Origin of the sequence: Thalassotalea fonticola (assembly GCF_032911225.1) — a bacterium.
Lineage (GTDB): Bacteria > Pseudomonadota > Gammaproteobacteria > Enterobacterales > Alteromonadaceae > Thalassotalea_A > Thalassotalea_A fonticola.
The window spans coordinates 508,895-520,496 of sequence record NZ_CP136600.1; the positions used below are offsets into that span (position 1 = coordinate 508,895).

Annotated in this window: 12 protein-coding genes and 1 riboswitch; of the genes, 1 reads left to right on the plus strand and 11 read right to left on the minus strand. The window is 40.2% G+C overall.

What is annotated here, in order from left to right:
- From cobO to RI844_RS02155, 11 genes are all read right to left on the minus strand, one after another.
- Window positions 1-615 (minus strand): cob(I)yrinic acid a,c-diamide adenosyltransferase, encoded by a 615-nt coding sequence (cobO, locus tag RI844_RS02105; RefSeq protein ID WP_348396826.1) that lies wholly within the window; start codon window positions 613-615, stop codon window positions 1-3.
- Window positions 608-2,134, minus strand: coding sequence for a cobyric acid synthase (locus tag RI844_RS02110; protein ID WP_348396827.1), 1,527 nt, complete (start codon window positions 2,132-2,134; stop codon window positions 608-610). The genes cobO and RI844_RS02110 overlap by 8 nt, the downstream gene beginning before the upstream one ends.
- Window positions 2,131-2,769 carry a histidine phosphatase family protein gene (locus tag RI844_RS02115; protein ID WP_348396828.1) on the minus strand — a complete coding sequence of 213 codons (639 nt, stop codon included), beginning with the start codon at window positions 2,767-2,769 and terminating at the stop codon, window positions 2,131-2,133. The genes RI844_RS02110 and RI844_RS02115 overlap by 4 nt, the downstream gene beginning before the upstream one ends.
- Window positions 2,762-3,361, minus strand: a complete 600-nt coding sequence (gene cobU / locus RI844_RS02120) for a bifunctional adenosylcobinamide kinase/adenosylcobinamide-phosphate guanylyltransferase (RefSeq protein WP_348396829.1) — start codon at window positions 3,359-3,361, stop codon at window positions 2,762-2,764. Before cobU ends, RI844_RS02115 begins: the two co-directional genes overlap by 8 nt.
- Complete coding sequence (locus RI844_RS02125) at window positions 3,358-4,137, minus strand: adenosylcobinamide-GDP ribazoletransferase (RefSeq protein ID WP_348396830.1); 780 nt, start codon at window positions 4,135-4,137, stop codon at window positions 3,358-3,360. The genes cobU and RI844_RS02125 overlap by 4 nt, the downstream gene beginning before the upstream one ends.
- A gap of 33 nt (window positions 4,138-4,170) precedes the next feature.
- Window positions 4,171-5,223, minus strand: a complete 1,053-nt coding sequence (gene cobT / locus RI844_RS02130; RefSeq protein ID WP_348396831.1) for a nicotinate-nucleotide--dimethylbenzimidazole phosphoribosyltransferase — start codon at window positions 5,221-5,223, stop codon at window positions 4,171-4,173.
- 13 nt (window positions 5,224-5,236) lie between these two features.
- Complete coding sequence (locus RI844_RS02135) at window positions 5,237-6,223, minus strand: FecCD family ABC transporter permease (protein ID WP_348396832.1); 987 nt, start codon at window positions 6,221-6,223, stop codon at window positions 5,237-5,239.
- Window positions 6,220-7,020: an ABC transporter ATP-binding protein gene (locus tag RI844_RS02140; RefSeq protein WP_348396833.1), complete on the minus strand. Its 801-nt coding sequence runs from the start codon at window positions 7,018-7,020 to the stop codon at window positions 6,220-6,222. Before RI844_RS02140 ends, RI844_RS02135 begins: the two co-directional genes overlap by 4 nt.
- A gap of 149 nt (window positions 7,021-7,169) precedes the next feature.
- Window positions 7,170-7,380: riboswitch (cobalamin riboswitch) on the minus strand.
- 122 nt (window positions 7,381-7,502) lie between these two features.
- Window positions 7,503-8,759: a hydroxymethylglutaryl-CoA reductase gene (locus tag RI844_RS02145; RefSeq protein WP_348396834.1), complete on the minus strand. Its 1,257-nt coding sequence runs from the start codon at window positions 8,757-8,759 to the stop codon at window positions 7,503-7,505.
- 123 nt (window positions 8,760-8,882) lie between these two features.
- The gene (gene yfbR / locus RI844_RS02150; RefSeq protein ID WP_348396835.1) at window positions 8,883-9,479 is read right to left on the minus strand and encodes a 5'-deoxynucleotidase; all 597 of its coding nucleotides are present in this window, start codon (window positions 9,477-9,479) and stop codon (window positions 8,883-8,885) included.
- A 70-nt stretch (window positions 9,480-9,549) separates the two neighbouring features.
- Window positions 9,550-10,767: a pyridoxal phosphate-dependent aminotransferase gene (locus RI844_RS02155; protein WP_348396836.1), complete on the minus strand. Its 1,218-nt coding sequence runs from the start codon at window positions 10,765-10,767 to the stop codon at window positions 9,550-9,552.
- Between the two features lie 175 nt (window positions 10,768-10,942).
- Here RI844_RS02155 and RI844_RS02160 point away from each other — a divergent pair, with 175 nt between their 5' ends.
- A complete protein-coding gene (locus RI844_RS02160) occupies window positions 10,943-11,545 on the plus strand; it encodes a hypothetical protein (protein WP_348396837.1) in 603 nt (200 codons plus the stop codon).
- Window positions 11,546-11,602: the final 57 nt, after the last annotated feature.

Here is an 11,602-nt window from a genome sequence, read left to right on the forward strand (position 1 = left end):
TTACCAGTCAATGCCAGCTTGCGCTTTAATGCCATTATCAAAAGCGTGTTTAATAGGTTGCACTTCAGATACCGTATCGGCAAGTTCGATCAACTGGCGATGACATGCTCTGCCGGTAATTATCACATGCTGACCGCTAGGGCGGTTATTTAATGCACTTATAACGTCTTCAAGTTCGATATAGCCATAGGTAACCATGTAGGTGATCTCATCAAGCAGTACAACATCTACTTGCTCATCTTGTAATAGTTTTTTTGCATCCAACCATGCAGCTTGCGCGGCAGCTGTGTCTTTATCTTTATTTTGGGTTTCCCAAGTAAAGCCCGTACCCATCACGAAAAAATCGACGTCGTGTTGCTCAAGTAAATTTCGCTCGCCGCACTCCCAGGTACCCTTAATAAACTGTACTACGCTGGCTTTTAAGCCATGTCCAACAGCGCGAGCTACGGTGCCAAAGCCCGACGTTGATTTTCCTTTACCATTGCCAGTGATCACGATTAACAAACCTTTTTCGTCAGTGGCGTTGGCGATGCGCTCATCTACTTTTTCTTTTAGACGTTGCTGACGAGTTTGATGTTTTTGCTCTTTCGTAGGTTTAGTGTTGTCATTACTCATGAGAGCTCCATTGAGATGTTAGTTGATTTATTCGGCCCATATCCAAGTGTTGTTCGACAGAATCGGCAAGGGTATTTAAGGCGTTGTTTTGCTGCTCTTTAAAGCTTTGTACTTGTTCAATATCGACGCCGGCCCATTTCATTAATAGTCTTAGTGCAGCAGAGTTATCAAAAAAACCATGTAAATAGGTGGCTATAATTTGTTGATCTTGGCTTACAAATCCAAGTTGCTTATTTTCAGCAAAAATAGTCGTCATAGAGTCATTTAATTCTGTCGTAATACCGGCATGGATCTCATAACCTTCCACACTCGAATTTTGTTCTAATAACGTTAATTCAGTGGTCACGTTTGTTAAGGTTTTATCGCTCGTTAATGTAGTTGTAATCGGCAGTAAACCCAAACCAGAGCTAGATAGACGATCGCTTTCGATATGATCAGGATCCAGAATGTCATTACCTAGCATTTGTAAACCACCGCATATGCCGATCACTTTACCGCCATAACGTAAATGCTTATTAATACAGTGCTGCCAACCAAGGCTCTTTAAGAAGGCGAGGTCGGCCTGCACGTTTTTACTGCCAGGGAGAATGATCAAATCACAACTTGGCAACGGCTGTAGCTGTTGAGTTCTTAAGTCGTTAAGGTTGGACAGATCTTTAGGATAAACAAAGTGTAAATCTATTTCTGGATGCCAACGTAAAGCATCAAAATCAGTATGGTTGCTCATTCTTGGGTAGACGGGCACCACGACTTTTAATTTTTTATTTTGTTGTTTGCTATCAGGCTGACTGGTGTCGACAGCATCTTCTGAGGCAATAGATAAACCATGTAAATACGGTAATACCCCTAAAACGGGCTTGCCAGTTTTTTGTTCTAACCAGTCTAAACCGGGTTCAAGTAGTTTGATGTCGCCGCGAAAACGGTTAATAACAAAGCCAATGACACGTTGTTGCTCACTTTTTGATAGCAACTCAAGCGTACCAACAAGATGGGCAAAAACACCTCCTCGGTCAATATCCGCGATTAAAACCACTGGGCAGTCAACAGCTTCTGCAAATCCCATATTGGCAATGTCGCCTTCACGTAAATTAATTTCTGCCGGGCTGCCAGCACCTTCAACGACAATATAGTCAAAACGCTGTTGTAACCTTTGATGGGACTGCAACACTGCCTGCATCGCCACTTTTTTATAATCGTGGTAACTGTCAGCTTCCATGGATGACAATGCTTTACCGTGCACAATAACCTGTGCGCCGGTGTCACTATTAGGTTTTAATAAAATAGGATTAAAATCTACTTCGGGCTCTATATTTGCCGCATGAGCTTGCACGGCTTGTGCTCTGCCAATTTCCCCACCATCTTTAGTTACCGCACTGTTCAATGCCATGTTTTGCGGTTTAAATGGCGCGACTTTAATGCATTTACGTGCTAATAAACGACATATAGCAGCAACTAATGTGCTTTTTCCTGCATCTGATGTTGTGCCCTGCACCATTAGGGTAAGTGCTGTATTCGTCATTTTTGTCCGCCATTATTGTTTGTAAATTCACACGCTGAAACGGGTAAATTTATGCCATCGACTTCGATAAAATGACTGCTCTCATGGTGAATAATTGTGCTAATAGTGCCATTTTTAATACGTAGACTGCTAAACAGCTTCGGGTTTGTCCAATTAAGCTCTAATGCAATACTGAGTAACATACGAATGACGCCGCCATGGCAAATAACCAAGGGTGAGGCACCTTTATGGTTGGCGAGTAACTGTTTAAACGTTGTCCGTATTCGCTGATTAAAATCATTTAAGTTTTCAGCTGCGGGTAATGGATTCTTAGCAGGGTTATGCCAAAATTTATCAAGTATTGGCCAGTGCGCTTTTGCTGTTTCAAAAGCGCTACCATCAAGCTCACCGAAATCGATTTCTTTTAAATTTTCATTGATAACAAGTGGTAAACCGCTGGCATTAGCAAACTGTTTTGCTAAATTACTACAACGTTGCAATGGTGAACTAACAATATGAGTAAAACTGTTTTGCACTTTAAGCAGTTCAGCCAATAGCTCAATATCATGCTCTTTAATTACTTTAATATCAGTATGACCATACAAAGCAGGGGGGCCATCAACTTTACCGTGACGCAATAAATACAAATTAGTCATTTATTGTCCCTTTCAAGCTTAAGGGGATGCCTGCGGTTATTAACGTGACTGAATCTGCTATTTTAGCAATTTTTTGGTTTAGCCAACCGGCATTATCGACAAATAATCGACTAACGTTGCCAAGCGGGACTACACCTAAGCCAACTTCATTGGCAACTAATACTAGGTGTTGGTTTTTACTATGTTGAAATGCAGCAATAGCTTGGAGTAATTGTGTAGTTTCATCTTCTATTTGTTGCTGTGAAGCCGTTTCACCTAAGTTAAAAATAATGTTGTTTAACCAAAGCGTTAAACAGTCGACTAAATACACAGTATCGGTTAGATCATTCTTTTGGTATTCGGTTTTTAAAAGTTTAGCAAGCGCTAACGGGCATTCAATAAGTTGCCAAGATAAGTTGTTACTTTTCGCAGCTCTATCATGTTGATGTTTTTCAATGCGAGATTGCATTTCTTCATCAAGGGCCTGCGCTGTGGCTATATAGACTGGCGGATTTGAGTACGTTTCTTGGTATTGCTGTTGCAGATCAAAACAAAGGTTTTCAGCATAGGATGATTTACCTGAGCGCGCTCCGCCTAAAATTAAGTGGATCATAATAGCGCCCCTGGGCTGTTCGCTAAAATAACCAGGTAAATGAGTAATTCAGTTAATTGTTGCGCAGCGCCTAAACAATCGCCGGTGTAACCACCAATACGTTTATTAAGCCAATATTTGAAAGCAAATCTAAACACCATTAACAAAAATATGGTGATGATGATTGTATGAGAGGGCAAAAGTACTAAGGGCAGAGCGCCGATAAAAAGTAATAGATAAAGCTCTTTTAAGGTTTGTTGCATCGCTAATGGTTTACTTTTGCTTGTTTCGTTATCACTAACATAATGCATCTCATAAATAAGACTAGCGGCAACAGCTCTTGAAAGTCCATAAGCAACCAGGATGCTGGAAATTAACAGCTGCAGCTGCGCTAATTCAACAAGCAATAAATACTTTAAGCCTAAGGCAGAAACTAAAGTAACCGTGCCATAAGTACCTAATCGACTATCCTTCATTATTGCTAATCGTTTACTTACGGTTAAACCGCCGCCAATGCCATCGGCCATATCAGCCAAGCCATCTTCATGAAAAGCACCGGTTAGTAACAAACTGGCAATCATTAATATTATAACGGCTATTGATGTTGGCAAAAATAATTCTACAACACTGTAAAAAGCCAGTAAAAGCAGGGCAATAATTACCCCTACTAATGAGAAATAACGGCCAGATTGATTTAATAATTGCGGTGAATATTTTAATGTTTTAGGTACAGGTAAACGACTAAAGAAACTTAGCGCTAAAAACAATAAATTAATTTGTTGTTTTAAAGTATTCATCGTTTATCGTTTGTTTATTCACAATTAATGTGGTTAAACTGTCACTCCTGCTTGTTCAAAACTTGCCATGTCGTTATAGAAATGCACTGCGGCTTGTAAAAGTGGTAACGCTAATGCAGCCCCAGTGCCTTCGCCTAACCTTAAATTCAAATTTAACAACGGTGTAGCGTTGAATTCACGCAATAATAATTGATGACCTGATTCATCTGATTGGTGGGCAAAAATTAAATAATCACCTACATTTTCATTTATCTGTTTCGCTAACAGTGCCGCGGCGCTGACAATAAAACCATCGATTAATACCGCAATGCCAGCTTCTGCTGCAGCTAAAATAGCGCCTACCATCTGTACTATTTCAAAACCGCCAACTTGTTCAAGAATATGTTTAGAATTGTTATTTTGTATACGCATTAGAGCATGTTCAATTAACTGTTTTTTCAGGGCTAACTGTTCGCTGTTAATACCAGTACCAGAGCCAACACAGTCTGTAATATTTGCACCTGTTAACGCTGCCAAAATTGCTGCGGCAGAGCTGGTATTACTAATGCCCATTTCGCCAAGGATGAGCAAGTTACAACCTTGCTCAATTTGCTTTAAGGCAATATGTTTTCCAAAATCCAAACCTTGCTCAACCTGCAATTCGGTCATTGCTGGTTGTTTAGCAAAGTTGTGGGTACCAGAGCCGAGTCGTTGTTCAATAAAATTGCCATGCTGGGCTTTTATATCATCATCTATTGGCTTAATTATGCCTGCATCAATCACCTTTAAGGTGATGTTATTGGCTGTACAGAAACAATTGATTGCAGCGCCGCCATGAATGAAATTTAATACCATTTGGCGAGTCACATCACTCGGGGCAATGCTCACCCCTTCAACGCTTATGCCATGATCGCCAGCAAATACTAGTGCAGTCGGTTTGGAAATTTTAATGTTATTAGCCAATTCACCTTGACGATTTGAAGCAATTAGCGCCAATTGTGTTGCTAGCGTTTCTAATTGACCAAGCGCGCCAACGGGCTTGGTTTTTTGATCTATTCTACGGTTGATTGAATCTAAATATTTTGTGTTTAATCGAGTGATGTTCATTAAAACCAAAACCTTACATTTTTCGCAATAATAATAAAAAGAAAACACTACCCAGCGCAGAAGTTATTACACCTATCGGGATTTCTTGGCCATCAAGTGCTGTGCGGGCTATAACGTCTACCCAGACTAAAAAACAACCGCCTAACAAGCCTGAGCCAACAAGTAAGCGGGCGGTAGTAATACCAACAAATGAACGTACTATGTGCGGGATCATTAGACCAACAAAACCTATACCGCCACAATAGGAAACGATCACCGCAGTACTGGCCGCGCAAATCACCAATACTAAAATTCGTAAGCGGGCAACTTTAACGCCTAAGGTGCGGGCGCTTTCATCGCTAAGCAAAAGGGCGTCTAATTGTCTGGCTATGCTAAATGCAATAAGTGTTGATATTAAGATCACCGGGAATATCCACATTAATGCGGTATTGTCGGCGCGTGCTAAAGAGCCCATTAGCCAAAATATCACTCTATTTGATGAAAATGCTTCCCCCATATACAGGATGAAACTGGTGATCGAACTTAATAAGAACGATACCGCGACACCGGCAAGTAATAAATGAGATACCCGGCGCCAATTGTTATTGGCGATTACTGTTAATACTAGAGCAACAGCAGCTAATGCCCCGATAAATGCGGCTAGAGGTAGAGAAATAAAGTGGATACTGGCAGGCAGTAAACTCGCTAACGTTGCGCCTAAACCGGCGCCGGCAACAATACCAAATAGATAAGGATCGGCTAGAGGGTTGCGAGTAACATTTTGCATTAGCGCGCCGGCAATGGCCAAGCCAAAGCCGGCTAGAAAACCAAGCAGCACTCGCGGCAAACGAATGTCATATAAAATGGTCTGGTAAATATCTTTTTCACACTGACTGTTGATGCATTGCCACACCGCAGCGTGGTTAACTTCACTTACGCCATAACCAATAGCCAAGATAAAAGTACTAAACACAAGGGTAAGCAACAAAAGTATCGAGTAGTTAAGCTTTAGAGGTTTCATCTAACAGAGCCTGTATTTTGATCATTGCTTGCGGCAAAGGTTATACGAGGCTTATCTGTAAATGGGTTCTGGTCAACATAACAGTCAAGATTAAATACTTGCTTTAAAATAGCCGGGGTTAAAACTTGAGCAGGTTTATCGTTAGCAACAACTTTGCCATGGTTCATCAACACCAGGCGGTCACAATATTCTGCGGCTAAATTGAGATCGTGAATGGTTAATAACAAGGTAATGTTAAGGGTTTTGGCCAGTTTTAAAATTTGGTGTTGGTAATAGATGTCTAAATGGTTAGTTGGCTCATCCATAATAAGAATGTCAGCCGCTTGTACAATAGCTCTGGCGATTAACGTACGTTGTTGCTCTCCACCAGACAAGGTATTAAAGCTTTGCAGTTTTTTATCAAGTAAGTCGACTTTATCCAGGGCATGATTTATATGGTCTAAATCAGTATTTGTATCACTTTCAAATAAACCTTTATGGGGAATTAACCCCATGCGGACCACATCGATAACCGTTAAATTAAATACTGAGTTAGTTTGTTGGCTAACCACCGCGAGTTGTTTTGCGATGTCTTTAGTTGAAACTGATGCTAAACATTTGCCTTTTAGATAAATATTGCCGATAAAGTCTTGATGTTCACCATATAAACACTTTAGTAGAGACGTTTTTCCTGCGCCATTTGGCCCAACGATGGCCACAGTTTCACCCTTGACCAGATCAAAATCGATTTGGCTGATGATATGTTTCCCGTCTACTTGCCAGGAGAGCTGTTTTGCTTGTAGTACTGTGTTGGTCATGCGCTGTAACGAGTAAATATATTTATTGCAGGCAATAATAAGAAGGGCGGTTAAGTTAAATACAAAAAATGAATGCACTAACAGTAACTAAAATCTTCTTCGCGTTACCCGCACGATTGAATAAATTGACAGAGCCTTTTTATTTAGGGCGCTATCATCAACTCTTGGCAGGTCTCCTGGCTTATAGAGGTAACCGCGTTTAACCCTTCCCGAAATTAATCAGTGGCTTGTTAAACTTGCTCTATTTACAGTTGCGGGAACAGCTGTGGAATTAAGAGTTTCAACTTGCAAAACATCTTGCACCACATTCCCTTTTAAGTTCTCAAGAAAGCTGAGAACACCAATAAGTTTGATAACCATGCATCTTGAGATAGCATGGGTATATGTAATTGTAGCAATTTAACCTTTGCTTTAACAACGGTTAAGCCGTTAAATTGCTTACTAAAATAGAATAACTAATAATTTAAATAATATTTGTAGAGCTATCTGGCAAGCTTGCGATGAGCTTTAGCAAAGTGACCGGCACAAAATGCCCCTATCATTGATAACTCACCTGCTAAACATAGACCCGCACACACTTCTGCCAGTGCTCGAGCATTACCATTACCGGCTAAGCCAAGTAATTGTAAATTTGCCTGTTGGCTCGGTAGGCCAGTGCCACCGCCAACAGTACCTACCATTAGATTTGGTAGAGTTACTGATGCGTATAGACTACCATCATCGTTTAGTTCCATACGAGTTACCCCAACAGCAGATTCGGCAACACATGCCGCGTCTTGCCCACAGGCAATATATAACGCAGCCAAACCATTCGCATAATGCCCCTGTACGCCAACAGAGCCGCTTAATACGCCTCCAACTGATGACATCCGCCAAAAGTCTGCCATACGTTCTGGTGTGGTGTGTAGGCGTTTTTTTACCAGCTCTGCACTTATATGGACTTCAGCGGTCACTTTTTTACCACGCACGCCATTTAAAGACTGCATGGTTGCTTTTTTATCGCCGGATAAATTTGCATCTAAGAACGAGTATTTAGCTTTCGTAGGTGAGTGCTCGGTAATATATTCAAGCACCGCATTGGTCGCTATAGTGACCATGTTTTGACCAGATGCATCACCGGTTAGATAATCAAAAATTAAATAAACATGATTGCCTTCGAGGTTTATTTTTAAATCTTTAAGGGTTAAATGGTTTGAGGTACTTTCAGTAATGTCGGTAAAGGTGTCTATTTGGGTTGTTGCCCAAGCGACAAATTGTCCTGCTTGTATTAGAGTTTCAAATGCAAAACCGGGTGTTCGACATACGCCTTCATTTAACAGCATAGCACTACAACCACCGGCTTCTGAAATCAGTAATGCGCCGCGATTATATGAAGCAACCAATGCAGCCTCTGTTGTAGCTAAAGGTACAAAATAATCCTCTTGAGCAAATAAGCCATTCACTCTAAGCGGACCGGCAATACCCACAGGCAGCTTTACGGTACCAATAAAGTTTTCAATATTTTTTTGGTACGAACTCATTGAATCAATGGTACTTTGATCAAGTAAATGCGGTTTTGCTTGCTCACAATCAATGGCTTGCCAGCGCTTATCAACTGTACTGGCTTTGATGTACATGTTAAGCGGTTGGCGTGTTGCCAATGGCTGTTCACTGGTACTTAATTGTTGCAGTGACTCTTCTGTGATATTCGATAACACTGAGTATACTTCGGCAAATTTGTTTGTTTTGTTGTTTGGCATCAATTATTTAATCAGTTAAAAATATTAGGCTTATAAGTAGGAAAATTAATTTCTATTTGTACAAGTAGCCTAAAATAAGGACGCTTATTGTATAAGTTATCTTAGGCCGGGGGAAGTATAGTTTCAGCTATGTGTTGAAAGCTTATCAACAGTTGCGGTGCAAAACCGTAAAAATGTCGTCATGAAATATTCGACTTCTGGCATGGTTTCAGTAAGGCTGTCCAATTTTGTTTTTAACCGGCGTTCAACATGTTTAAATTCAGGATTATTATGATTCAATTCATCAAGCGATTTTACGTAGGCAACCATAATGTCTGCGGCTTTTACGATGGCTTTATATTCGCTGTCGACATTATCCTGAATGATCAAGTCTTCAAAAACGTCGCGTAATTCTTCCGGTAAAGCGTCTAAACATTCTTGTTCAGCAAGCGCCTCTATTTTTTTGAACTCATAAGCGATTTCTTCATTAGCGTATTTAGTTGGGCTGACAATATCACCATAACGGGTTTCAGAAGCTTCGTGGTACAAGGCAATGGTTGCTGCTCTGTCGGCATTTAAATTACCATTAAACTTTTTGTTTTTAATTACTGCCAGTAAGTGAGCAACTATGGCAACTTGATGAGAATGTTCAGCTATATTTTCTGCTTTGACGCAATACATTAATGCCCAACGTTTGATCAAGGGCATGCGAAACATCCAGGCTAAAAATGTGCTTTCCATCAAGTTTTCCTTTTAGTCATGTACATTTAGACCCTGAAACGATAGTTCAGGGTATGGTATTTTTTATCATTCAGTGTTGTTTATAGTGACCGAAAAAATGTTTTAAACGGTTTATCGCTTGGATCAAATCTTCACTATGTGGCAAAAATACTAGCCTAAAATAAACGCCTTCATGCAAATTAAATGCACTACCTTGTACCAACAGGATTTTTTCTTGGCGTAAAATATCCAGCACCATTTGCTCATCGTCATCTATGCCGAGTTTTTCGCCATCAACTTTGACAAATAAGTACATGGCGCCTTTTGCCTTATGACAACTTAAACCGTCTATGTCATTAATCATTTTGTGAGCAATATCAACTTGAGCTTTTAAACGTCCACCTTCTTCGACCAGCTCATTAATACTTTGATAGCCGCCAAGTGCTGTTTGAATCGCATGTTGACAAGGTACATTGGCGCATAAACGCATAGACGCTAACATGGTTAAACCATCTAAGTAACTTTTTGCTCTAAGCAAAGGGCCAGTTAGCATCATCCAGCCGGCTCTAAAACCGGCAATACGATAGTTTTTCGATAAACCGCCCATGGTAACAATAAGCACATCTTCATTGAGACTAGCCGTTGGCGTGTGAGTTGCCCCGTCATATAATACTTTATCGTAAATTTCATCAGAAAAAACAATAAGGTTATGTTTTTGTGCCACCGCAAGAATCTGCTCCAATACTTCTTTAGGGTAAACTGAGCCAGTTGGGTTGTTCGGATTGATTAATACAATTGCTTTGGTTTTTTTAGTGATTTTGCTGGTAATGTCTTCGATGTCCGGATACCAGTATTTTTTTTCATCACATTTATAATGCACTGGCGTACCACCAGATAATGATACTGCAGCTGTCCATAATGGGTAATCAGGGGCGGGAATAAGTACCTCATCGCCTTGATTGAGTAGGCCTTGCATTGCCATTACAATTAGCTCACTTACGCCATTACCAATAAATATGTTGTCAACGTCGAGGTTTTTCATACCAAACTGTTGGTAATACTGCATTACAGCTACACGAGCTGAATATATACCTTGTGATTCACTGTAGCCCTGTGCTGTTGGCAGGTTATGAATTACATCTCGTAAAATGTCGTCAGGTGCTAAAAAACCAAAAGGGGCAGGGTTACCAATATTAAGTTTAAGTATCTTATGGCCTTCTTCTTCTAAGCGCTTGGCTTCGGCGGCAATAGCCCCTCTAATGTCATAACACACACCGGAAAGTTTATTGGATTTTAAATACTCACTCATGACAACCTACTTACTACCTTTTAGATATTATTTTGAAAACATAAAGTTAATGGCTACTTTACTCTTAAATAGTAGTTGTTTGAAACACTTGCTGACATTTTTTTTATGAAATTTGCCGAGTTTTTTAATATAACTAATAATTAATAGAGAAATAGTTAAAAAAGGGTATCAATTTATGCCTTTACCTTTGTTATGGTTAGGTGCTGCCGTGTTGGGCGCCGCTGCCATTAAAGAGCTTGATGAAAAGCGTGAAGCACAAGAGCAGCTTCGTGAAAACAGTGCTGGAATCAGCATGCGTGGCGATTTAAAAAAACATGACTCAGGTATTGCTAAATACCCAAAAGAAGTATTTAAAAATGATACGTTAGCGATTGTACGTCCTGGCGCATTGGTCTGCTGTGGCTTAGGCGGAGTACTCGAACATACAGGTATTTTAATTGATGAAGACACCATAGTTGAACTACATGGTAGTGGCTTAATAAAAGCTATTTCACCGAATCGCTTTTTACAGGAGCGCTCAGGTACTGACATATATGTCGCTTGTGACTCCACTGGCGAATCTATTTGTGATGGCTTAACTGCACAACGGGCAATTAAGCAAATATATGATTATCAAGATTATGATTTAATAAAAAATAATTGCAATCGCTTCGTGTGGCAGTGTATTAGCGGTATGAAAGAAGAAATAACCACGTTTCATCAGTTGAATAAAAGCTTGTCTAAACGATTCGATCGTAAAATTTATTGGGATAGATGGGAGGCTCACAACAACTGTTAGAGACGAGAAACTAGAAACGAAGTGCGTGTTCAGTTTACAATTCCGATCCTGAGTAAC